General features: G+C 71.7%; 20 protein-coding genes and 1 pseudogene. 10 read left to right on the top strand and 11 right to left on the bottom strand.

Annotated features, from left to right (window positions below; genetic code table 11):
* Nucleotides 1-18 precede the first annotated feature (18 nt).
* Nucleotides 19-954, bottom strand: a complete 936-nt coding sequence (locus ACFWJO_RS28975; RefSeq protein WP_386869799.1) for an endonuclease NucS domain-containing protein — start codon at nt 952-954, stop codon at nt 19-21.
* A 196-nt stretch (nt 955-1,150) separates the two neighbouring features.
* On the opposite strand from ACFWJO_RS28975, the pseudogene ACFWJO_RS28970 reads away from it, so the two are divergent.
* Nucleotides 1,151-1,508, top strand: a pseudogene (locus tag ACFWJO_RS28970) (pyridine nucleotide-disulfide oxidoreductase); the annotation flags it as partial.
* A gap of 39 nt (nt 1,509-1,547) precedes the next feature.
* Here the strand turns inward: ACFWJO_RS28970 and ACFWJO_RS28965 are convergent.
* Together ACFWJO_RS28965 and ACFWJO_RS28960 are read right to left on the bottom strand one after the other, a co-directional pair.
* A complete protein-coding gene (locus tag ACFWJO_RS28965; RefSeq protein WP_386869797.1) occupies nt 1,548-5,501 on the bottom strand; it encodes a P-loop NTPase fold protein in 3,954 nt (1,317 codons plus the stop codon).
* 335 nt (nt 5,502-5,836) lie between these two features.
* Nucleotides 5,837-6,007 carry a helix-turn-helix domain-containing protein gene (locus ACFWJO_RS28960; RefSeq protein WP_386869886.1) on the bottom strand — a complete coding sequence of 57 codons (171 nt, stop codon included), beginning with the start codon at nt 6,005-6,007 and terminating at the stop codon, nt 5,837-5,839.
* 570 nt (nt 6,008-6,577) lie between these two features.
* Here ACFWJO_RS28960 and panD point away from each other — a divergent pair.
* Nucleotides 6,578-7,003 (top strand): aspartate 1-decarboxylase, encoded by a 426-nt coding sequence (gene panD / locus ACFWJO_RS28955; RefSeq protein WP_386869796.1) that lies wholly within the window; start codon nt 6,578-6,580, stop codon nt 7,001-7,003.
* Nucleotides 7,004-7,551: 548 nt separating this feature from the next.
* On the top strand, nt 7,552-8,931 hold the full coding sequence (locus ACFWJO_RS28950; protein WP_386869794.1) for a peptidoglycan DD-metalloendopeptidase family protein: 1,380 nt from the start codon (nt 7,552-7,554) through the stop codon (nt 8,929-8,931).
* Here ACFWJO_RS28950 and ACFWJO_RS28945 read toward each other — a convergent pair.
* A complete protein-coding gene (locus tag ACFWJO_RS28945) occupies nt 8,812-9,858 on the bottom strand; it encodes a DMT family transporter (protein WP_386869792.1) in 1,047 nt (348 codons plus the stop codon). The two genes, ACFWJO_RS28950 and ACFWJO_RS28945, sit on opposite strands and share 120 nt — an antisense overlap.
* 274 nt (nt 9,859-10,132) lie before the next feature.
* Between ACFWJO_RS28945 and ACFWJO_RS28940 the strand changes: the two genes are divergently transcribed.
* From ACFWJO_RS28940 to ACFWJO_RS28930, 3 genes are all read left to right on the top strand, one after another.
* Nucleotides 10,133-10,864 (top strand): (2Fe-2S)-binding protein, encoded by a 732-nt coding sequence (locus tag ACFWJO_RS28940; RefSeq protein ID WP_386869790.1) that lies wholly within the window; start codon nt 10,133-10,135, stop codon nt 10,862-10,864.
* A gap of 64 nt (nt 10,865-10,928) precedes the next feature.
* On the top strand, nt 10,929-12,413 hold the full coding sequence (locus ACFWJO_RS28935; RefSeq protein ID WP_386869788.1) for an SDR family NAD(P)-dependent oxidoreductase: 1,485 nt from the start codon (nt 10,929-10,931) through the stop codon (nt 12,411-12,413).
* A gap of 389 nt (nt 12,414-12,802) precedes the next feature.
* The gene (locus tag ACFWJO_RS28930) at nt 12,803-12,973 is read left to right on the top strand and encodes a hypothetical protein (RefSeq protein WP_386869786.1); all 171 of its coding nucleotides are present in this window, start codon (nt 12,803-12,805) and stop codon (nt 12,971-12,973) included.
* 64 nt (nt 12,974-13,037) lie between these two features.
* Here the strand turns inward: ACFWJO_RS28930 and ACFWJO_RS28925 are convergent, their stop codons facing one another.
* Genes ACFWJO_RS28925 through ACFWJO_RS28910 form a run of 4 tightly spaced genes read right to left on the bottom strand, consistent with a single transcriptional unit; the run spans nt 13,038 to nt 16,255 of the window.
* Complete coding sequence (locus ACFWJO_RS28925) at nt 13,038-14,468, bottom strand: lipase maturation factor family protein (protein ID WP_386869784.1); 1,431 nt, start codon at nt 14,466-14,468, stop codon at nt 13,038-13,040.
* Between the two features lie 30 nt (nt 14,469-14,498).
* Entirely contained in the window at nt 14,499-14,666 is a 168-nt protein-coding gene (locus ACFWJO_RS28920; RefSeq protein WP_386869782.1) for a hypothetical protein, read from the bottom strand.
* 60 nt (nt 14,667-14,726) lie between these two features.
* On the bottom strand, nt 14,727-15,290 hold the full coding sequence (locus ACFWJO_RS28915; protein WP_386869780.1) for a DUF1990 family protein: 564 nt from the start codon (nt 15,288-15,290) through the stop codon (nt 14,727-14,729).
* Nucleotides 15,287-16,255 carry a YndJ family protein gene (locus ACFWJO_RS28910; RefSeq protein ID WP_386869778.1) on the bottom strand — a complete coding sequence of 323 codons (969 nt, stop codon included), beginning with the start codon at nt 16,253-16,255 and terminating at the stop codon, nt 15,287-15,289. Before ACFWJO_RS28910 ends, ACFWJO_RS28915 begins: the two co-directional genes overlap by 4 nt.
* Nucleotides 16,256-16,447: 192 nt before the next feature.
* Between ACFWJO_RS28910 and ACFWJO_RS28905 the strand changes: the two genes are divergently transcribed.
* From ACFWJO_RS28905 to ACFWJO_RS28890, 4 genes are all read left to right on the top strand, one after another.
* Nucleotides 16,448-17,620 carry a DUF6777 domain-containing protein gene (locus ACFWJO_RS28905; protein ID WP_386869776.1) on the top strand — a complete coding sequence of 391 codons (1,173 nt, stop codon included), beginning with the start codon at nt 16,448-16,450 and terminating at the stop codon, nt 17,618-17,620.
* 211 nt (nt 17,621-17,831) lie between these two features.
* Entirely contained in the window at nt 17,832-19,871 is a 2,040-nt protein-coding gene (locus ACFWJO_RS28900; RefSeq protein ID WP_386869885.1) for a SpoIIE family protein phosphatase, read from the top strand.
* Between the two features lie 53 nt (nt 19,872-19,924).
* Entirely contained in the window at nt 19,925-20,797 is an 873-nt protein-coding gene (locus ACFWJO_RS28895; protein WP_386869774.1) for an Fpg/Nei family DNA glycosylase, read from the top strand.
* Nucleotides 20,798-20,807: 10 nt separating this feature from the next.
* Nucleotides 20,808-21,554, top strand: a complete 747-nt coding sequence (locus ACFWJO_RS28890; RefSeq protein WP_386869772.1) for a LytR/AlgR family response regulator transcription factor — start codon at nt 20,808-20,810, stop codon at nt 21,552-21,554.
* Nucleotides 21,555-21,567: 13 nt separating this feature from the next.
* Here the strand turns inward: ACFWJO_RS28890 and ACFWJO_RS28885 are convergent, their stop codons facing one another.
* From ACFWJO_RS28885 to ACFWJO_RS28875, 3 genes are all read right to left on the bottom strand, one after another.
* Complete coding sequence (locus ACFWJO_RS28885; protein ID WP_386869883.1) at nt 21,568-21,966, bottom strand: hypothetical protein; 399 nt, start codon at nt 21,964-21,966, stop codon at nt 21,568-21,570.
* 228 nt (nt 21,967-22,194) lie between these two features.
* Nucleotides 22,195-22,608, bottom strand: coding sequence for a PaaI family thioesterase (locus ACFWJO_RS28880; RefSeq protein WP_386869770.1), 414 nt, complete (start codon nt 22,606-22,608; stop codon nt 22,195-22,197).
* Nucleotides 22,609-22,613: 5 nt separating this feature from the next.
* Nucleotides 22,614-23,177, bottom strand: a complete 564-nt coding sequence (locus tag ACFWJO_RS28875; protein ID WP_386869881.1) for a sigma-70 family RNA polymerase sigma factor — start codon at nt 23,175-23,177, stop codon at nt 22,614-22,616.
* Nucleotides 23,178-23,185 lie beyond the last annotated feature (8 nt).

Below are 23,185 nucleotides of genomic sequence, written 5' to 3'. Positions count from 1 at the left end.
GCCGCCCTTCTGCTTCTGTCAGGCTGCCTCGAACGCCCGCCGGATCAACGGCGCCGCCTTCTCCAGGTCCGCCGCCGAAGCGAGGCGTACCTCCAGGTCCCCGGTCCCCAGGTGTCCCTTGCCGCGCATGTCCCGGGTGAAGCCCTCCTCCAGCACGACCGAGTCCGGGTCGAGTCTGAGATAGACCAAGATCGCCTCGTGCTTCGGACGGAAGATCACCGATGCCACGTTCACCAGACGCCGGTAGGCGATGTAGTGGCGCAGCGGCGCCACCTCCACCTCGCCCCACGCCGTGAGCGCCTCGTCCAACTCCGCGTACAGGTCTCGCAGGCACTCCGGCACGAGGCCGACACCCGTCGGAGCAGGAACCATCGTTGCCGCTGGCGCGCTGCCGACCACTGCGTCCCGCTCCCGGCTCCGCCGAGGCGAAGCGGCGCTCGGAGAGCCGGGCGAGGAATCGACGAGCAGCAGACTCAGCAGGCCGCCCTCGAAGACCCGGTAGCGCACCAGGTCGATCCGCTCGGGAAGCCACTGCACCGCCACACGGTCGTGGTGGGAGAAGCCGGCCGCGATGCAGACCATCCGCGGACGGCGCCAGTCGATCGACTCGGCGGCCTCAGCGCCCAGCACCTTGCGGACCAGCGCCTCGAACTCGTGCCGCGCCGAACGCAGCCAGGACAGATACGAGACGGCCTGCGACAGCACCCCGCTGTCGGAGCCCCTCTTGAACTCGATCACCACGGGGCTGCCGTTCTCATCCAGCCCCAGCGTGTCGATCCGCCCCCGATGCCACGGACCCGTCGCATACTCCGACGCCACGAACCGGATGCCGAGCATCTGCTCCAGCCCGGCCTCGACCCGCCGCTGCAGCTCCACTTCCAACGCCACCGTCGACCCGGACAGTTCCACGTCCCTTCCGTCCGCGTCCTGTCGGAACAGCATCAACTCGGCCATCGACATCCCCCTCTTGCAACCGCTACAGGAGACAATTCGGAACCAGCCTGCGGCTATTCCGCGTGGAGGGGGCGGTCCAGTTCCGTGCACGCTCGCCATGGTGCTGCGCGAGGTGGCTGAATCGACTCATCGGCCGTGCGGCTGTCCTCGCTGCGTGAGGTTCGATGCTGCGTAGACGGTCTCCTGGAGGAACCACGGCGTCTCGGTCCTCGGCGACATCGTCGCCGTCCCGCCCGTCCGCGAAGCACGCGACGCCGGCCTCCGCAAGGCCACCCCATGTTCGCCCGCCTCACCGCGACCGTCGTCGCCTGGGCGGAGGGCACCACGGACGAGGCGAACGCCATCATCTGGTGCACCGGCTTCCGCCCCCCTCACCCCCTATGCCTCGCACGGAAGACGGCCGCATCCCCACCACCGGAACCCAGGCCACCGTCGACCCTCGCTTCCCCCTCCTCGGCCATGGAGACTGGACGGGCCCAGCCTTTGCCACCGTGGTGGGGGCGGACCGAACGGCCCACGAGGCAGCCCGGGCCATCGCCGAGCTGCATCGGTGAGTCCTCTGCCCTCTCCGCGTGGGAAGCGGAAGGTTGTTCCTACGTACCGCTCCCTTCCTTGAAGGCGGCGTTCCGATCTCTCTGTGTCGACGAGCTGCTGTGTCCGTCCATTGCTCGGCGAAGCTTCTTCGCGATGGCGTGCTGGGTGCGCAGTGCACGGCCCATTGCGCGGGCCAACCCGGCTCCAGCATCCATCAGCACCGGCTTCAGGCGGTGCACGAGGTCGTCGGGGAGCGTGTCCGGTCGGTTCTCGACGAGCGCGGCCATGAGGTCAGTGCCACGGATCGCGCTCGTCTGGTCCTCGGTCATGTAACTCAGAACCCGATCCCATATCTCGTGCGAAGCACTCGAAGCAGTGATGACTTGCTGAGCGGCACTCGCATCCCAGGCAGGCTGTTCCAGAGCGTGATTGAGGTACAGCAGTACTGCTTCGTCGAAGGCCGGAGCCTGCTCAATCAGCGGGAGGAGCTCCTCGACTTCGTCATGAGCCTTCACCAGAGAGTTACTCAGGACCTCAGCGCTCGAAGATGCCGCACAGTCCCGCAGCGCAGGGCACCGCGAGCGGGCGCGTGCCAGTAGTCTGCCCTGTTGGTCCTCCGTGGTGTGGGACCACAGGGAGTCCGCGTAGCGCCATGGCTCGGTCTCCTCGGTCTCCACGAGATGCTGCACAAGGTGGTCACGCAGCGCCGGAATGGCGGTCAGGTCGGGACGCACGGCTGCTGCTGCTGCCATGGAGCGGGTGGAGGACGGGAGACTGGGCCAGTGCGAAGCGAACAAGTTCAACCAGTTCGCGTCCAGGATGGGATCTGCGATGAAGTGAGCAGCGAACTCCAGCGAAACCGCCGGATTCCCGTGGTTGATGAACTGCTGGAGATGCTGGAGAGCAGGGAGTAGAAAGCTGGCGCGAGCGTTCTGTTCCTGCAGGAGCAGCTGGAGAGTGGGAAGCAACTCCTGTGCGTGGGCAGGGTCATTCACCGGAACAGCCGGGAAGAGACGCTGAGCAAGCGCCCCCGCGAGCTCCCGTCCCGGCGCTGTGGCCAGGATCAGTGGAAGACCACCGCGAGCGAACTGGCCGATGGGCGACTTGGTTTCCAGGTCCGCCGTCAGGGCTTCGAGGCAGATGCGCCTGGCTTGGTTCACCGGCTCGGAGTTGGTGGCTTCGTGACGGCGGAGGTAGCCGATGAGGAGGGTGCGAAGTGCCACACCTATCGCGTCGTCATCGCTGCGGTGTCCGTGCAGGTGCGGAGCAATCGCCGTGACACACCGGGCTCCAAGTGCATCATCGAGTTGCTCCAGGAGCTTTCCGGCGCCAGTGACGAGCTCGGGATGGAGCGCGGCAGCTGCGGCAGCACCGTCGGCGATGGACTGCATGGCGTACTCGGCATCCGGAAGCCGTTCCGCAGCGGGGAGCCAACCGATCAGCAAATCCATGGCCGCGGCTTGGCTGGGGTACTCCTCGTCCTCTGCCAGGACCATGGCGACAGCCCCCACGAGCTGCGCCGCCAAAGAAGGAGCATCTGCCTCCTCAAGTCCTGGCCCCCACTCAGGGGTGAGTTCGGGAGCGAGGGCCAAGGCCCTCAGCGCGTCTCGTCGTACCGCGTAGCTGGAGGAGAGGCATTCGAGCAGGCCCAGCAGTACCGAGGAATGCCCGGCAAGACGTTCTCCGGCATCGGCGATCAGCGTGACCAGATGATCCGACGCCTCGCCGTCCTCGTGTCGTGCCACCATGGCCAGCAGTGCGCCGATGGCTGCGGGCGGCCACTCGCCCGCCGAGTTCACACGACTTTCGGCTTCCCAGAAAGCCAGTTCGTGACGATCGCCCTCGGTGGCGATCTTCTCGAAGTAGAGGTGCAGGGAGGAGGCGAGGACGCTGCTGTCCTCGCCCGGCTGCAAAGCGAGGAGCGCGATGGCCCAGAGGCGGGCCTCCTCCGTGGCTTGAGGCACAGGACGAAGTTCTTCGCGGAGACGTGGCAAGTGAGCGGGGGCGGTGAGACTCAGCAGAGGTACCAGAAGGTGGCTGGGCAATGGCAGAGTGAGGTTGTCGTACTGGCGGACGATGCAATCGGCCAGGTCGTACGTTGCCTGCTTCTCATCCTCACTCGGGTCGGCCGTGAGCGCCGCGGCGGAGACACCAAGTGCCTCAAGGACTGCCGCAACGGCGTTGTCGAGATCCTGTCCGCGACGTGCGGAACCCAGGGATGCGGTGGCTGCCTCCAGGACACGGGCACGCTGATTTCCTGCGAGGAGGCGCTCGCCGAGCGAAGCACCGTTGCGTTGCACGAGTTCGTTGTCGATGTCGGCAGCCATCTGGCTGCCGAGCAGTCGGCTGGCTCTGGAAGAACCAAGGTTGATCAGCGGACCTATGTGGAACGGCCGTTGCGTACGGGCGCGCGACGCGGTCGCGCTCAGGAAAGCCAGACCGGGAAAGTGGTCCAGGTCGAGGCGCCGGCCCGAACCGATGGTCCTGTAATGGTCGAGGAGCGGATCGGCCAACGCCTCTTGGGAGCCAAGGATCGCGTCGTCCAACAGGTGAAGCATGCGGTTCTCTGCGCTGATCGCATCGTAGAGCTCGCGGAAGTCATGGCGAAGGACGGTCAGACGCGCGAGTTCGAGAGGGTGCCCGGTGACCTCTCCGGGGGCGATTCGGGCCAGGCGCCCGCCCACTTGTTCCTCACGCCGCTTCGCCAGCTGATAGTCCGTACAGAACGAGTTGAGCAGACGAATGACATGGCGGGGATCACGCACCTGGCGGTGGATGAGGACCTGGAGGAGTGCTCGCGTGGGTGTCAGTCCGCCGACTTCTTCCACCAATGGGTGTGCGGGAGTCTTGCCAAGCAGGAGCTGCTCCGCGTAGTCCCGCAGATCAGCATCATGATGCGCGGGCAGGTTGACGCGGATGGTGAATAGCTTGTTCAGGTACTCCTGAGCAGCCTCCTCAGTCGCTTTGCGCGTGTCAGCTTCAGGTTCGGCGTTGGTGCGAGAGGGGCCGACCGGAGTGGGCGCTTCGCCATCCGTCGTGGTGGGTGCGGCGACCCGAGCGGGCCGAGTGGGGCGATGAGCGAGACCGCCAGGACGGACTCCCACGATGGCCTCACGCACGATGTCCTCGTCGCAGGACAGAAGGAACACCGGAGGACGCCGATGTTGAGTGCCCGTGAGCAAGAAGCTGCGAATCGTGGCAAGGGCGTCGAGGACATCAGATGCGGCGAGCCGATCGATGTCGTCGACCGCGATCACGAGCCGTCGGTCGACGTGCTGAAGCAGGCGGGTGAATGCTTGCTCCAACTCGTCAGTCGTGTCCGGGCGGGGGGTGCTCACAGTGATCTCGTACGCCTTCAGCGACTGGAGCGCTCCCTCCTTTCCCGCAGCCAAAATGGCCGCCACTGCAGCCGCACTCACCAGGATGCCCGTGAGGGAGGTCGCCCCTCGCGGCGCGAACCAGGTCACTGCCGACACGTCCTGCCCTGAGCCGAGGAAGTGAATGGTGGCTACAGCCCCAACGCCGAGCAGCCAAAGGCCCAGGAGCATCGCAAGCACCCAGAGCACGCCGGCGAGCGCCGCCCGCACATATCGCCGCCACTTGGGCCTTCCAGGAACACCAGCTTCGGGATCCGAACGCTGAAGCGCCCGCTGGCGGGTCCCTTCCAAGCAGGCCCGCTCGCTGGCGTAGGTCTTCTCGTCGATCAGCTTCTTGTGATGAGCAGCATCAAGCAGGGCGTACATCAACGCACGTGCCCGAGCGACACCACTATGGTGCTCCGCGCTGACGTGGAGAACTGCCCAGTCCTTGTTGACGGCTAGCTCGCTGGTCAGCAATCGCACGATGGATGACTTACCGCTGCCGAAGGGGCCGAGAAGGCCGATTGCGAGAGACTGCCTGACCTCTCTGACCGTACGCGACAACTGTTGCGCCACGGCTAGGTGATCGAAGAGGTCCTGATCACTCTGGGCGATGGCTATGTCCTCGATCGCCCATCGTTGCTGTCGTGCCACCCGTCACTTCCATTCCACGGACCTACAGGTGACGAGAGCGTACGGGCCGACACTGACAAAGGGGGCCCTGATGCAGATGCAGGCTTGCGGAGGAGGCCGATGAGCGATTGGAGGCCGTACTCCACCAGGTAGCCCAGTGGCGCCGGGCTGTGGCCGACCTCCTCGCTGCGAGCGGTGAAGACGAATCCGAGTGCGCACAGCTCATCGAGATACCAGTGATCGCCGACGTCAGTGGAGGCCAAACAGGACGATCGACGACCCCAAGGGTGGCATGAAGTCGATCAACCAGCTGCGCTCGGAGTGCCCGGAGGAGGCATTGTCGGGGTTGAGGATTGTTAATGGATCTTCTGCTGCTCCAGCCATTTGAAGACCTCGGCCCGCTTGTACAGGACCTTGGCGTTCCTGCCTCGGCCGAGTTTGTACCCCTTCAAGCCCAGTTTCGACGCTTCCCTGTAGACCCAGCTCGTGGACATGCTGAGCATCGCGGCGACCTCGGAGGTTTCCATGAGGACGGGTTCGAGGGGTTGACGCCGTCGTGGTCGGGTGGTGTCGGAAGGCTGCGGTTCCATGGGTGAGACGGCTCCTGCGAGGCTGGCCTGAGCGTGATCGCAGTGCCGAGCTGCTCCGCTCTGGCGGGATTCTGAGGTCTTCGGCGGCCGCCCTGTGTCACTGCCAAGAGTCACCGGGCGGGCTAAGGCCATGGTCATGAGGAACGCCGGTTTCGCGGGGCCGGGCTTCGCTGCTAGGTTCCCGCGCCGCTTTTTCGAGGATTCTTGCGGTGGCGAGTCCTCGTGCACGCGCGGATCGAGCGTCGCCGCTCTGTGAGAGTGACGGTGATCACGAGGGCTCTTGAGTGCGTGCTGCGTAGGCTTGTGGGGTCGTCGCGGTGGGGCAGGGAGAGTGGGCGAAGCTCCGGAGCAGCGCCTGATGATGTGTCAGGAAAGTCAGCAAGTGGTCAGCATGAGTCCTGAAAAACCTGGGGACAGCTGCCTGAACTTGCGACTCGTTGTAGGGTGTGGAAACAGCCCTTGACCTGCAAAAACGCAGGCAGGGAGCCTATGTCCAGGAGTACCTCAGTGATACGCACAATGTTCAAGTCCAAGATCCATCGCGCCACCGTGACCCAGGCCGACCTGCACTACGTCGGTTCCGTCACCATCGACGCCGAGCTGATGGAGGCCGCCGACCTCCTGCCCGGCGAGCTCGTGCACATCGTCGACATCGACAACGGCGCGCGTCTGGAGACGTACGTCATCGAGGGCGAGCGCGGCTCCGGCGTGATCGGGATCAACGGCGCGGCGGCCCACCTGGTGCACCCCGGCGACCTGGTGATCCTCATCAGCTACGCCCAGGTGTCGGACGCCGAGGCGCGCACGCTCGTGCCGCGTGTCGTGCACGTGGACGGTGACAACCGCATCGTGGAGCTCGGCGGCGACGCCTCCGCGCCCGTGCCGGGCAGCGACACGGTGCGCCCGCCGCACGCCGTACCCGCGCAGGTCTGATCGCGGCGGACGGCCGGCGCCGGAGGCGGGTGGCGTCGGTCCGGGCGGCGGGGACGGCCGGGGGCGCGAAGGCTCCTCCGCCAACCGGAGGGAAGGCTCCTTCGCCACCCGAAGGAATGGGCACCGCGAGCGAGGGCAGACGGAGCGGGGGACGCTGGACCCGGGACGGACCGCCGGACCGGGCTCCGTCCGTCCCTTTTCCCGTGCCCCCTCGCCTTGCGGAGTCGTCATGACCCAGCCGCCCGTCCCCGATCCGCTGCCGCCGCCCACCCCGACGCCGGTGCCTCCGCCCGCACCGCCGCCCAGCCCCGTTCCGCCGCCCCACCCCGCCCCCGTACCGCCGGAGCCCGAACCGCAGCCCCAGCCGGGACCCGCGGGTCTGTGAGCGCGGCCCTGATCCGGTGACGGCGAGACGCCTGGCCGCGTGACGGCGTGAGGCCCCGGCGACGTGACGGACGGGGCGGGGGATCCGCCCGAAGCCCTTGTCACGCACGGTTGCCAGCCCCTACCGTGGGCGACTGCCGAGCGTTCGAGGGGGGCCCATGGCCGTGCGCGGAACACGCGGAACACGCGGAAAACACCGTCGGTACCAGCCGAGCCTGATCAACCGTGCCTCGCTCACGTTCACCGCCGGCGGCGCCGGCATGGCCCTGCCGCTGATCGGCGCGGGCACGGTGGAGGCCGCCTCGCTCGACGTCTGGGAGAAGCTCGCGGCCTGCGAGTCCTCGTCCAACTGGCAGATCAACACCGGCAACGGCTACTTCGGCGGCCTCCAGTTCACCCAGGCCACCTGGGAGCGGTACGGCGGCACGCACTTCGCGCCGCGCGCCGACCTCGCCTCCAAGGACCAGCAGATCGCCGTCGCCGAGCGCGTCCTCAAGGGCCAGGGCCCCGGCGCGTGGCCCGGCTGCGCGCCGCGCGCCGGTCTCGAGCGCGGCGGCGCGGAGCCGGGCGTCACGCCCCAGACCGCGCGCACCCGCCCGCTGTCCGAGGCCCCGAAGGCCCGGCAGGCCGCGTTACCCGCCCAGCGGACCCGGCCGGCCGACGGCGGCACGCAGGCGAGCCCCACCACGGTGCCGACCGTCCGCGAGATGTACACGGTCGCGCCCGGCGACTCCCTGTCGAAGATCGCCCGCGAGGAGCACGTCCGGGGCGGCTGGCCCCGGCTCTACGCCGCCAACCGCGCCGTCGTCGGCGACGACCCGGACCTCATCCTCCCCGGCCAGCGCCTCACCCTCCGCATCACCGCCCCCGCCGCACCGCCACGGCAGACGAAGCCGAAGCCCGCCGCTCCGGAGCCGCCGACCGCGAAGACGCCTGTCACGCCGCCCACCCCGGCGCCGCCCGCCACCAAGGCCCCGGCCAGGCTGAACCCGAAGCCCTCCGCCGCGAAGCCGACCACGCGTCCGGCACCCAAGCCCGTGACCAAGCCGGTCACCAAGCCCGTCGCCGCCAGACCGGTGACCAGGCCGGCGCAGAAGCCCGCGACCAAGCCCGCACCGAAGCCGGCGCCCGAGCGGGACAGCTACGCCGCGCCCGTCGCCGACACCGACATCGGCACCCGTTACCGCAAGGCCGGCTCCTCCTGGTCCAGCGGCTACCACACGGGCGTCGACTTCCCCGTCCCCACCGGCACCTCCGTGCGGGCCGTGTCCGACGGCAAGGTCGTCTCCGCCGGCTGGGGCGGCGCCTACGGCTACCAGGTCGTCATCCGGCACGAGGACGGCCGCTACAGCCAGTACGCCCACCTCTCCGCGCTCACCGTCCGCGAGGGCCAGCGGGTCAACGCCGGCCAGCGGATCGCGCGGTCAGGATCGACCGGCAACAGTTCGGGACCGCACCTCCACTTCGAGGTGCGCACGGGTCCCGGGTACGGGTCCGACATCGACCCCCTCGCGTACCTGCGGGCCCGCGGCGTCTCGATCTGAGTCCCGGTCCGACCGGTCGAAGGACGCCGGCCGGTCCCGTGGGCCCGAGCGGTCCGGCACGGAAACCGGCTCCCCGGATGACACCGCCGGGGAGTCCTCGGGCCGCGTCAGCCGGTCCACGGTCAGCTGCACCAGGCCGCCCGCCGCGACCGCGCCGCAGATGAGGGCCGCTACGGTGCCGGCGGCCCCGTAGCGGAACGACTCACCGAACAGGGTGAGGCCGACGGCCGCGGCTATCACCGGGTTGACCACGGTGACCGTGGCCAGCGGCGCGGCGAGCCCCGCGCCCCGGTACGAGGCCTGCGAGAGCAGCAGACCGGTGATCGCGAGCGCCGAGAGGATCAGCAGACTGGTCCACTCGGCCAGCGGCGCGCTCGCCGTCCACTCCTCCGCCACCGCCTTCGTGAAGACCGAGGCGATGCCGAAGGACACCCCGGCCGCCGCGGCCAGGATCACGCTGCGCAGCACGGAACGGCCCACCAGGTGCGCCAGGAAGAACAGCAGGGCCACCGCCCCGAAGGTCGCCGCCGCCAGCACGTGCCGGTCGGCGTCCGAGAGCACCCGGGCGCCGGCGCCGTCCGTCAGGCTGAGCAGCCCGGCCAGGCCCACCGTCGCCATGACCGCGCCGCGCCACGCGGTACGGCCCACCCGGCGCCCCACGAACAGCGCCGCCATCGGCAGCGCGAACACGATGGTGAGCGCGCCCAGCGGCTGCACGAGGCTCAGCGGGCCGTACGCCAGCGCCGCCACGTGCAGCGCCGCGCCGAGGCCGTTGAGGAGAACGGCGGCCCACCACGCCGGGCGGCGCAGCGGCGCGTAACGAGGGCCGTCGGCCGACGCCGCGACCCGCTCCTGCACGATCGCCGCGGCGGCGTAGGCGACCGCGGAGACCAGGGAGAGGAGCACGGACAGCAGGAGGGGGCTCATGACTCCACGATCTCTCTTCCGGGCGTTCCCGTCGTCGTACCTGGGAACGCGATCGCGCGTACCGCAGACGGAGTACGACGGCCCCTCGTACACCTCAGGATGTACCCAGCGCAGGTCAGGACGGGTGGAACGGGATCATTCCGGTGCCCGGGAGACGCGGCCGCCGGGCGCGCCGCTCCCTCGGCGGCGCCCATTCCGAGCCAGTGCGCCGCGGGCCGGGTCCACATTGGCCCGTACCGTGTCCCCTCCAAGGGAAGGACGGGGAGGACACCGGATGGAACCCGATCTCGATCTCGACGCGTGCGCCCGCGTCGGCGGCTTCTTCGCCCTGCGCACCAGCCCGCCAGGGACGGCGGACCGCGCCCACGTGCCCCTCGCGCGCGTGTACGCGGGCGAGGACGACGCCCCGCTGAGCGCCCGCGTCGACCGGGTCGCCGTCCGGCTCGGCGCGTCAGAGCGCCGGGTCGGCGCCTCCGTCGCCCACCTCGGCCTCGCCGCCCGCCTGTGGTCCACCGCGCTCGGCCCGGCCGCCCTGTACGGACGCTTCCCCGACCTCGCGCCGGAGGTCCTGTACTGGGACGGCGCGCTGACCTCGCCCGACGACCTGTGGTGGGCCGGCTCCGGCACGCGCCCCGCCACGGTCGCCGAGCTGCGCGCCGCGGTCCACGAGGCCCATCTCGTGCCGCTGCACGCGGCCTTCGCCCGGGACGGCCGGATCTCTCCGGGGCTGCTCTGGGGCAACGCGGGCTCCGCGCTCGCCGGGGCGCTGCGCGAGCTGACCCGCTGGGCCCGCGCGAACGACCGCCCCGAGGCCGCCGAACGCGCCGCCGCGCTCGTCCAGGGCCTGTTCGACCACCCCGACCTGGCCCGCACGGTCGCGGGCCCGGCGCTGCGCCGCACCAGCTGCTGTCTCTACTACCGCTGCCCTTCCGGAGGACTGTGCGGCGACTGTGTGTTCGACCACCCTCCCCGTACGGGTTTGGAGCGGCGGCCTCCCGCTCCGTAAAGTTGCGTCTTTGGAAACGGCAACCCGCCGCGACGGCACGAGTGATCGAGGAACGACGAAGGCCATGACGGTGACTGAAGAGACCCAGGAGTACGGGCCGGGCATCGACCCCGAGCGCCTGGCCGTCTGCCTGAGCGTGCTCGACGAGCTCGACAAGCTGGAGGTCGACCACCCCGACGCCATCGCCGTCCGCCGCGCCACCGCCGGCATCTACCGGACCGTGAAGCAGCGCCGCCGCCAGGAGCGCCGCGCCGCGAAGACCGCGCACGACAAGGCCGTCACGGAGGCCACGGCGACCGGTTCCGCCCAGCGCATCGACGACGAGACGGAGGGCATCCTGCCCTCCTCGGTCACCGAGGCCGGGAAGATCGCCGGCATACTTCAGCGCCCGCGCTCCTGCTACACCTGCAAGACGCGCTACGTCGAGGTCGACTACTTCTACCACCAGCTCTGCCAGCCGTGCGCCGCCCTGAACCGGTCCCGCCGCGACGCCCGCGCCGACCTCACCGGCAAGCGCGCCCTGCTCACCGGCGGCCGCGCCAAGATCGGCATGTACATCGCGCTGCGGCTGCTCCGCGACGGTGCGCACACCACGATCACCACGCGTTTCCCGAAGGACGCCATCCGCCGCTTCACGGCGATGGAGGACTCCGCGGACTGGATGCACCGCCTGGAGGTCGTCGGCATCGACCTGCGCGACCCGGCCCAGGCCGTGGCCCTCGCGGACCAGGTCGCCGAGGCCGGACCGCTGGACATCCTGGTCAACAACGCCACGCAGACGGTGCGCCGGCTGCCCTCCGCGTACGCCGCGCTGGTCGAGGGCGAGAACGCGCCGCTGCCCGTCGGCGAGCTGCCCGCCCACCACGTGATCGGTGCCTTCAACTCCGGCGCCGTCGGCGAGCTCGGCGGCCCGGCCGCCCTGCCGGCCGGCGTGAGCGGGCTCGACGCGCAGGCCGTCGCCGACCTCGCCCTGGTCGCGGGCAACGCGAGCGTCGCCCGCCACCTCGACGGCACCGCCATCGACGCCGGCGGCCTCGTGCCGGACGTCGTCGAGACCAACACCTGGGTGCAGACCATCGAGCAGATCTCCCCGGTGGAGCTGCTCGAGACCCAGCTGTGCAACTACACGGCGCCGTTCATCCTCATCAGCAAGCTGCGCGGCTCGATGGCCGAGGCCGCGGCGAAGGCGAAGAGCGGGCGCGCGTACGTCGTCAACGTCTCCGCGATGGAGGGCGTGTTCGAGCGCGGCTACAAGGGCGCCGGACACCCCAACACCAACGCCGCCAAGGCCGCGATCAACATGGTGACGCGGACCAGCGCCCAGGAGATGTTCCAGTCCGACGGCATCCTGATGACCTCCGTGGACACCGGTTGGATCACCGACGAGCGTCCGCACTTCGACAAGCTGCGGCTCGCCGAGGAGGGCTTCCACGCCCCGCTCGACCTCGTCGACGGCGCCGCCCGGGTCTACGACCCGATCGTGCGCGGCGAGCAGGGCGAGGACCTGTACGGCGTCTTCCTGAAGGACTACGCGCCCGGCAAGTGGTGAGGGCGTTCGCCGGCGACCGGCGGGGGCAGCCGGCGGTCGAGTGACCGCCGGTGCCGCCGGTGCCGCCGGTGCCGCCGGTGCCGCCGGTTCGGCCCGTGTCGCCCGGTTCGGGCGGTGTCCTCGGGACTGCCGAAACGATCGATAATCGCGCGTTGACCTCGGGAAACAGGCCACTGTCACCCGATCGCGTCACACTTTCGTGCGCCATAGAGCGCTGGCGCGCTCATCTGGTTAGTCTGAGTCCACGGTCGGCCACGAGGGTTTCACCGAACCCTCACGGCCGTCCTGGGGACAGGTCTGACACCAAGACCGCGGTCCCGCCCGCAGAACGGCGCCACCGCGACCGATCGGACCCGAACCCAATGACTCGCGACACGAAGGAGTGCGCGGTGACACCAGAACCGACCAAGCAGGAAGACCGTCCAGCCGAGCCGACCGAGCGGACGCGCCGGTCCGGAGAGCTGGGCAGCCTCGAAGTGTGGGCCCGCTCGGCGCCGATCCGACTCGCCGGATACGAGGACGACCTCGCCGAGCCGCACATCCTGCAGGGCGTCGACTGAGAGTCGTGCCCGACGCTTCGCCCCGTGCCCCCGACCGATCCCTTCGGCCGGGGGCACGGGCGGGTCAGCGCCGCCCTCCGACGGACGCCCGCAGCCGCACCGGCGGCATGTACTCGCGCACCAGCGTGCGGTGCCACCACGCGCCGGTCGTGCGGAGCTCCGCCCAGGTCGTGAAGCGGTAGCGGTAGAGCCGGGCCCGTACGTGCGTGGGCGGCGCGTCCGGGAAGGGGTTGTGCCGCAGCAGCCGCAGCGTGTCCCGGTCCCCTTCGAGGAGCCGTTCGACGAAGGGGCCGAACCAGTCGCGGGCGTAGCCGGGGGAGAGCGCCGCGAACCACATCAGCCAGTCGAGCCGCAGGTGGTACGGGGCGAACTGACGCGGCAGCCGCCACGGGTCGCCCGGCTTGCCCTTGAAGCCGTACTCCCGCCACACGGTGCCCGGGTGCGGGTCCGGCTCGTCGGTGCCCTCGACGACGATCTCGTCCCGCACCCGGCCGACCGTGCCGAAGGCGCCGTAGGTGTTGACCAGGTGCAGCGGGTCGAAGGAGCGGTTCATCGCCTGGTGCCGGGAGAGCAGGTTGCGGACCGGGCCCCGGCTGAGGAAGAGGATCAGGGCGGTGGCGGCGCACACGACGACCACGTACCAGAGCGGTGCCCCGGGCTGCGGGTGGTCGTCGCCGACGAGGAGCGAGCCGTCCACGGCGGACAGCGCGAGGACGATCGTGATCCAGTTCAGCCAGGCGAAGTTCCCGGACAGCACCAGCCACAGCTGGGTGACGATCATCAGCCCCGCGGCGATCGTGGCCACCGGCTGCGGGGTGAAGAGCAGGACGGGCACGCCGAGCTGGACGACGTGGTTGGCGGCGCACTCGACCTTGTGCAGCGGCCCCGGCAGATGGTGGAAGAACCAGCTGAGCGGGCCGGGCATGGGCTGGGTTTCGTGGTGGTGGTGGAGGCAGGTCAGGTCCCGCCAGCACCGGTCGCCGCGGATCTTGATGAGCCCGGCGCCGAACTCGACGCGGAAGAGCAGCCAGCGGAGCAGGAACAGGACGAGGACCGGCGGTCCGGTGTCGTCGTTGCCGAGCAGCACGGCGAGGAATCCGGTTTCCAGGAGCAGCGACTCCCAGCCGAAGGAGTACCAGGTCTGCCCGACGTTCACGATCGACAGGTACGCCGCCCACAGCAGCAGCCACAGCAGCATCGACACCGGCAGCGGCACCGCGTCGCCGACGCCGGCGGCCATCGCGAGGGCGAGCGCGGCGCCACCCCAGGCGACGGAGGCGAAGAGCCGGTCGGAGTAGCGCCACTGGAACAGGCTGGGTGCGCGCCGGGCCGGCACGGCCCGTACGAAGTCGGGCACCGGCAGCATGCCGCGGGCGCCGATGAGCGCCCGGAACTGCAGGGCGGCCGCGAGGAACGCGACGAGGTAGAGCCCGGCGAGCCCCCGCTGGAAGAGGATCCGGCTCAGCCAGTAGTCAGGTGCGGTGAACCACTCCATCGGGTCCGGTGGTCCGGGCCGTCGTGGTCGTCAGCTCTTGCGGTCGTCCTCGGCCGTCCGCTCGCCCTCCGCCTGGGACGGCGTGGTGCGGGTGACCTGGGGGTGGACATGTGCCTTCTGCTGGGCGTCCATGTCCTCGTCGAGGCGCTCGCCCTCGGCCTGCGAGGGGTTGGTGTACTCGTCGTACGGGCTGCTCATGGCCGCCTCCTTCGAGGACGCACGGATGCGTGCGGGGTGAGTACAGAAGGAGCGTAACTCTCATCGGCCCGCGACGAGACCCGTGAGGCAGCGGCCCAGGCGGCGGGCGTAGACCTGCTGAAGGGCCCGGACGACGGGCCCGCCGAGCCGGGTGTACCAGACGGCGGCGCGGCTGAACGCGGTGCCCGTGAACCAGACCGAGCCGTCGTCGTGCAGGTCGACGACGAAGGACTCCTCGCCGCACTCGGGGTGTCCGCCGCGGGTGCCGTACGCGAAGCCGGTCTCCGTCTCGGTGTACGTCGTCCAGACCACCTGGCAGGGCGCGGTGAACCGGACGGGGCCGAGGCCCAGGGACACCTCGAGGGTCACGCCGGGCTCGGCGCGTTCGGCGGCGCTGTTCACGCGCGCGCCCGTGGCGCGGTGCATGGCCCAGGTGGTGACGGCGGCGCCCGCGGCCTCGAAGGCGGCCCGGCCGGTGCCTATCCGGACGGTGTGGTGGAGGTGGTGGTATCCGGCGGGCAGCGGTCCGGTGCGGGTGGCGCCGACCTCCGGGTAGTTCGGTCCGGTGGCCGGGTTCGAGGTGCGTGCGCGGGAGTCCGAGAGGCTGCGGACGAGACGGGTCATGCCGGGAGCTCCGTTCGGTGGTCGGTGACGGTGGTGACGGTGGAGGCCGCGGTGGGAGGAGTGACGTCGGGGGATGAGCCGGCGTGGGGCGGGTCGAGGGCCGGTGTGCCGACGGCCGGTGCGCCGGCGGCCGGTGTGGCGGTGGCGCCGGCCCGCAGCCGGTGCCAGGCGAGCAGCGAGCACAGGGCGAAGCCGAGGGCGTTGCCGAGACCGTGGGTGGCGGCCATCCAGGTCAGGTTCGGATGCGGGATGCCGGTGGCCTCGCCGAGCGCCCAGCTCAGCGCGAGCAGCATGGTGGCGACCAGGACGGCGGCCGAGGTGCCGAGCAGGGCGCGGGTGACCCGGTCGGGTGCGGTGGTGCGCGGCTCGCGCCAGACGGCGAGGGCGACGGACCACATCCCGGCGGTGAGGACGACGGCTCCGGCGAGCTCGGCCCAGTCGTCCACGAAGTAGCCGACGAGCACCAGCAGGGTGCCGAGCGGGACGCTGAGCGCGGCGAAGCGGGTGGCCCGGCTCTCGGCCGTACGGCAGACCAGTCCGGCGACCAGGGCGGCGGCGAAGCCGGCGAAGTGGAAGTGCGGCACGGTCAGGGCCAGGATGTCGAGCTCGAAGCCGAACAGCTCGTGTCCGGCGCGCTCGGCGACCAGGGCGAGTCCCGCGACGGACGGGGTCGCCAGTGCGGTGAGCACCGCGATCTCGGCGGGCGCGAGGGACCGGGTGAGGGCGAGCCGGGCCGGTGCGTGCAGCGCGAGCGCCAGGGTGGCGAGGGCGTAGCAGCCGGCCAGGGCGACGGCGAGCGGGGAGCGCGGCAGCCAGAGCGAGACCGCGCCCGGTACGGCGAGCAGGGGCCAGGCGCGGCGCAGCAGCCGCAGAGTGGCCGGCTGCGGTCCGTCGACGAGCCGGAGCCCGGCGGGCACGACGACCAGCATGCCCAGCATCACGATCAGTCCGACGAGCACGGACATGGCTCCGCCACCCCCTGAATCAGGGCGTTGAACATGTTCAACGCTTCATGGGTGAGCGTAGAGCCTTCCTTGAACGTGTTCAAGCGGCGGGGTGCGCATGCGCGCCGCCGGATGGACGCGCCCGGATTGCAGCCCTCCGAGGCCTGCGGCAGACATGAAGGAACGACCCCGGGGCGACAGGTGGGAGACCCAGTGCGCGACGCATCCAGACGACGGCCCTCGCGACGGATGCCCTCGGGGCCCGCCGCGTGCGCACTCGCCGCACTCGCCTCGGCCGTACTGCTCGCGGGCTGCTCCACCGGCGACCCCGGTGAACCCGGTGCCGAACAGACCGCCGCCTCGCCCGCCCGCGAGGTGCTGCTCCAGCCCGCCGGCTCCCAGGGCCCCGCGCCCTTCACGCCGTCCACGGCGCAGGAAGGAGCACCCGTACAGGAGGACGCGCCGCCCGTCACCGGCGTCACCGACCCGGCGCCCGCCGGGCACGCCCTCACCGGCGCGACGCCAGGCCTCTACGGCGGCACCCGCGCCGTCGCCAGCTGCAACGTCGAGCAGCAGGCCTCCTACCTCACCGCCGACCCGGCCAAGGCCCGCGCCTTCGCCGAGTCCGCCGGGATCCCCGAGAGCAACCTGGCCGGCTGGCTGCGCGGCCTCACGCCCGTGCTGCTGCGCGCCGACACCCGGGTCACCAGCCACGGCTACCAGGACGGGCGCCCCACCGCCTTCCAGTCCGTGCTCCAGGCAGGCACCGCCGTCCTCGTCGACCCGTACGGCACACCCCGGGTCCGCTGCGCCTGCGGCAACCCGCTGCGCTCCCCGGCCGCCGCCGGGAACGCCCGGCACACCGGCGAGCCCTGGGCCGGCTACCGCCCCGACCGCGTCGTCGTCATCACGCCCACCAGCACCGTCGTCACGAGCCTGGTGATCGCCAGCGCCGCCGACAACACCTGGCTCGAGCGACGGACCGGCAGCGACGGCGACCAGGACCGCAGGCCCGACGTCCTGCCGCCCTGCGCCCCGGCCTCCTGCGACCTCGTCGCCGACCCGCCCGCACCGCTGCCGGACGGCACGGCCCCGGCCGATCCGCCCGCCACCACGAGCCCCGGCCGCCCCACGGGCCCCTCCGTCCCGCCCTCGCCGCACACCCCGGCCGCGCCCAGGGAACCCGCTCCGCACGAGGAGCCCGTCACCCCGACGGCACCCGACGGCGACACGACCGTCCCCGCCCCCGACGCGCCCGTGGAGCCGGACGTGCCGGCCGTGCCCGACGGCCCCGGCGAGCAGCCCGCACCGGAGCCGCCGCCCTCCTTCGAGGACCCGTTCCCGGCCGGGAACGTGCCCGAGCAGCCCCAGACCTTCGAGGGCTGACCGCCCCCGCGTCGTGGCCCGTCGGCCGTCCGGGCGAACGTTGTTGCGAATCTGTGCCGATCTTCGCCGTGCGCACGGGCGGCGCTGCGCCTAGCGTGGCCCCATGACAGCGGGCAGAGGGGGCGGGGAGGCGGCCGAGCGGTGCCGCTGCACGGCGGGACCGGCCGGGCAGGACTGCTGCTTCCTCCATGAGTTCGGCCAGGAATTCCGCATGGGCGGCTTCGACTGGGACCTGGTCAGCGGCCGGATGGTCATGGACGACGGCGCCCTGGACGTCTTCGACATGGACCCCGCCGAGTACGACGGCGACCCCGCAACCCTCGGCTCCCGCGTCCTTCCCGACGAGGGCCGCCGGCTCGACACCCTGGTCGCCCAGGCGCTCAAGGACGGCAGCGAGCGCTACGGTGCCTACTTCCGCATCCGCACCCGCGCCGGCGTCCAGCGCTGGACCCACACCCAGGGCGTCGTCCGGCGCGACCAGGACGGCCGCCCGGTCCGCATCGTCGGCATCGTCCGGGACGCCTCCGAGGAGCTCTCCGAATCCGCCGCACGCCTCGGCCTCGACGAGGGCCGCCGCCGGCGCACCAGCGTCGTCGAGGGCATGACCGCCGCCCTCGCCCACGCCCGCACCGTGCAGGACATCATCGACCTGCTCAACGACTCCCAGGGCCTGGAACACTTCGGCGCCGCCAGCCTCGTCATGGGTCTCCTGGAATCCGGACGCATCCACCTCGTGGCCGAAGGACCCGACGGCGCCTTCGTGCCCGGCACCCGGTTCACCCGGGTGGACGAGCCGTACCCGATGAGCGAGGTGATCCGCACCCTGCGGCCCCGCTTCATCGAGTCCCCGGAGGACTTCGCCGCCTCCTACCCGATCCTGTGGCCCCACATCAGCGGGCTCGGCATCACCTCCGCCGCCTACCTCCCGCTCATCGCCCAGGCCCGCCCCATCGGCGCCCTCGGCCTGCTCTACAGCGACCGCACCGGCTTCAGCGCCGACGAGCGCAACCTGCTCGTCGCCCTCGGCAGCTCCATCGCCCAGAGCCTCCAGCGCGCCATGCTGTACGAGCAGGAGCACGACCTCGCCGAAGGCCTCCAGCAGGCGATGCTGCCCCGCCGCATCCCCGACGTGCCCGGCGCCCAGATCGCCGTCCGCTACCGCTCCGCACGGCTCGGCCGCGACATCGGCGGCGACTGGTACGACATCATCCCGCTCCCCGGCGGCCGGGTCGGCGCCGTCATCGGCGACGTCCAGGGCCACGACACCCACGCCGCCGCCGTCATGGGGCAGCTGCGCATCGTGCTGCGCGCCTACGCCGCCGAGGGCCACACGCCCGCCACCGTGATGGCCCGCGCCTCCGTCTTCCTCCACGAGCTCGACACCGACCGCTTCGCCACCTGCACCTACGCCGAGGCCGACCCGGCCACCGGGCTCGTCCAGATCGTGCGGGCCGGTCACGTCGACCCGATGATCCGGGACCAGGACGGCAACGCACACCGGCTGCCCGTCGAGGGCGGCCTCCCGCTGGGCCTGTCCGCCGAGTTCGGCCGGCTCGACTACCCGGTCACGGCCGTCGAGCTCGACCCGGGCCGGACCCTGCTGCTCTACACCGACGGTCTGGTCGAGAAGCCGGGCGCCGACCTCGACGAGGGCCTGCAGTGGCTGACCTCCCTGGTCAAGCGGGGCCCGCGGGACCTCGACCAGCTCGCCGACCACCTGTGCGAGGTCGTCGACGAACGCGGCGGCGAGGACGACGTCGCCGTCCTGCTGCTGCGCCGCGCGGGCGCCCACCCGCCGCAGACCGGCGGCCGGCTCCAGCAGCACGTCGGCCAGAACGACCCCGAGGCGCTCCGCTCCGCCCGCCACATGATCCGCGCCGCCGTACGCGCCTGGGGCGCGGGCGAGCGCTCCGACGAGATCGAGCTGGTCGCCGACGAGCTGACCACCAACGCCCTCATGCACACCGACGGCGGCGCGATCGTGACCCTGCGGATGCTGGCCGGACCCGAGCGCCGCCTGCGCGTCGAGGTCGAGGACCGCTCCAGCGCCCTGCCGCGCCGCCGGGAGGCCGGCGAGTCCGGGGTCTCCGGCCGCGGACTGCTCCTGGTGGACCGGATCTCGGACCTGTGGGGCGTGGAGCCGCGCGGCGGCGGGAAGTGCGTCTGGTGCGAGTTCGTGACCGAGCGGCCCGCGGAGTGGACGGCCGACCGGAGCACGGACCTGACGGGGGACTGGCCCGGGCCGCTCTGACCGGACTCCCGGTCCGACGGGCGCGTCCCCCGCCCGTACGGCAGGGTGGGGACATGCCCGAGCTGCCCGAGGTCGAAGCCCTCCGCGCGTTCCTGGACGAGCACCTCGTGGGCAAGGAGATCGCCCGCGTGCTGCCCGTCGCCGTCAGCGTGCTCAAGACGTACGACCCGCCGCCGAGCGCCCTCGACGGCGCCCGGGTCACGGGCGTCGCCCGCCACGGGAAGTTCCTCGACATCGCCACCGAAGGACCCGCTGGCGAACTGCACCTGGTCACCCATCTGGCCCGGGCCGGCTGGCTGCACTGGAAGGACGTGCTGCCCTCCGGATTCCCGAAGCCCGGCAAGGGGCCGCTCGCGCTGCGGACCGCGCTCACCGGAGGCGACGGCTTCGACCTCACCGAGGCGGGGACCACCAAACGCCTCGCCGTGTACGTCGTCCCCGACCCCGCGGAGGTGGCCGGCGTGGCCCGGCTCGGACCCGACCCGCTCGCCGAGGACTTCGACCTGGCCGCCTTCACCGCCCTGCTGTCCGGCGAGCGCCGCCAGATCAAGGGCGCGCTGCGCGACCAGGGCCTGATCGCGGGCATCGGGAACGCGTACAGCGACGAGATCCTGCACGCCGCCAGGATGTCGCCCTTCAAACCCACCCAGAACCTCACTCCCGAGGAGACCGCCGTCCTGTACGAGGCGATGCGCACCACCCTCGGCGAGGCGGTCGAGCGCTCCCACGGGCTCGCCGCGGGCAGGCTCAAGGCCGAGAAGAAGAGCGGGCTGCGGGTCCACGGGCGCGAGGGCGAGCCGTGCCCGGTGTGCGGCGACACCGTCCGCAGCGTCTCCTTCAGCGACTCCTCGCTCCAGTACTGCCCCACCTGCCAGACCGGCGGCAAGCCGCTCGCCGACCGCCGCATGTCGAAACTCCTGAAATAGACTCCTGCGCATGCTGCGCGTACTGGCCGTCGACGACGAGGCGCCGGCCCTCGGCGAACTGCTCTACCTGCTGCGCGCCGACCCGCGCGTGCGCACCGCCGAGGGGGCGGGCGACGCCACCGAGGCGCTGCGCAGGATCGGGCGCGCCGTAGAGGCGGGGCCGGACGGTGACGAGGGCATCGACGTGGTCTTCCTCGACATCCACATGCCCGGGCTCGGCGGACTCGACCTGGCCCGGCTGCTCGCCGGGTTCGCCCGCCCGCCGCTGATCGTCTTCGTCACCGCCCACGAGGGCTTCGCGGTCCAGGCCTTCGACCTGGAGGCCGTCGACTACGTGCTCAAGCCGGTGCGCCGCGAACGCCTCGCCGAGGCCGTACGCCGGGCCCACGACCTCGTGCACGCGCACGTGCCCGCGCAGCCGCTCCCCGAGCAGATCCCCGTCGAACTCGGCGGTGTCACCCGCTTCGTGCCCGTCGACGACATCGCGTACGTGGAGGCGCACGGCGACTACGCCCGCCTCCACACCGACCAGGGCAGCCATCTCGTCCGCATCCCGCTGTCCGTCCTCGAGGAGCGCTGGGCCGACCGCGGCTTCGTCCGCATCCACCGCAGCCATCTGGTCGCCCTCGGCCGCATCGACGAGCTCCGCCTCGACGGCGGAGCCACCTCGGTCCGGGTCGGCGACGCGGTCCTCGCGGTCTCGCGGCGCCACGCGCGCCAGCTGCGGGACCTGCTGATGCGCCGCGCCCGCGGCTGAGCCACGGCGGCCGTCAGCACAGGTGGAGCGCGAGATGGCTCAGGGCCGTGCCCAACCGCCAGGCGGGCAGCCACACCTGACGGTCCTCGTCGACGGTGCGGGCCCCGGCGATCCCGGCGAGATCGGCGGCGCGCAGCTCGGTCGCCCGCAGCCGGCGCCAGGTGTCCCGGGCCAGGGCCAGGTCGGGCGCCGGGGTGCCGGAGCCGGCCGTCGCGAGGCGGGCGACGACCCACGAGGACCACGGGTGGTCGTGCGCGGTGCGGCGCAGCCAGCCGTCCGGGCCGCGGCCGTCGAGCAGCACCGTGAGGGCGAGGGTCCGCACCCCGGCCCGGAACTCCAGCGACCCGGGTGCGACGAGTCCGCCGGTGCGCATCACGTCGTCGGCGACGTACTCCGCGCACAGCCAGTCCATCGGGACGGCGAGACCGCCCCCACCGGCTCCGTTCGTGCTTTCGGGCAGCACCGATCCCACCTTCTCCCGGACGTCCTGGACGAGGCCCCGGTGACGAGCCTCCTCCGAGAGGGGCGCGCGCGGGGCCAGTTCGCTCAACTGGCCCGGCTGCTTTCGGATACGTTTCTTCGCCACATCGGTGCTGGTGGGAGCGCTGTGACGAAGGTGAAGCCCCGGGGCGCGAGCGGCTCAGCCGAGGAGCGCGTAGACCGCCGTCGCGTGCGCGGCCGGCTCCTCCGTGCCCTCGGCCGTCATGGTGATGTCCGCGAAGGCCATCCGCCGGCCCGCCTTGGTGAGCCGGGCCCGCACGAGGACGTCCGAGCCGAGCACCGGCCGCTGGAAGCTGATCGACTGCTGGACGGTGGTCATCGGGACGAAGCCGCCGCGGGCGGCGGCCACCGCGATCACGGTCGCGGTGTCGGCGGCGGCCATCAGGGCCTGGCCGGAGAGACCTCCGCCCTCCCGGGCGAGCCGGTCGGACCAGGGGAGCCTGAGGACGGCCTCGTGGCCGTCGACGGAGGCCACGGAAAGGCCCAGGTCGAGCACCCAGGGGGCGAAGTTGTCGGCGAGGACCTTTTCGGCGGCGGTGAGAGTCAGCGTCACGACGGTCATTGTGGGGCGCCGGCCGTGGGCCGGGCAACGGCCGTGCGGCGCGGCGGACGGTAGCCCGGCAGCCGGTGGCCGAGCTGGCGCAGCGCGTAGTGCGAGCGGGACTTGACGGTGCCGGCCGGGATGCCGAGCTCGGCGGCGGCCTCGTTGACCGTCAGACCGTGGAAGTAGAGACGTACGAGGACGGCCCGGTGTTCCGGGCGCAGTCCGCGCACCGCCGCCCGCACGTCGAGCGCGGCGACGGCCGTCTCGGTGGCGTCGGCCGGGTCCGCGGTGACGGCGAGCAGCTCGTCGCCGACCTCGGCGGGCCGGGAGAGCCGGGAGCGGCGCGCGTCGATGGCGAGCCGCCGGGCCACCGTGAACAGCCAGGGCCGCATCGACTCGTACGGGGAGTCGAAGGCCTCGGGATGGAGCCAGGCGCGGACCAGGGTCTCCTGCACCAGGTCCTCGGCGCGCTGCCGGTCGCCCTGGGTCAGGCCGAGGAGGAAGGAGAACAGCGCCGGGCCGTGTTCGCGCTGGAGTTCCCTCAGGGCCCGCTCGTCGGTGGTCGCCGCTGCCGTCAGGGTGGTGG

The organism is Streptomyces sp. NPDC127092 (assembly GCF_042722475.1).
Taxonomy (GTDB): Bacteria; Actinomycetota; Actinomycetes; order Streptomycetales; family Streptomycetaceae; genus Streptomyces.
Note: the sequence above shows the minus strand (reverse complement) of the source record. Positions and strands in the feature narration are given on the sequence as shown.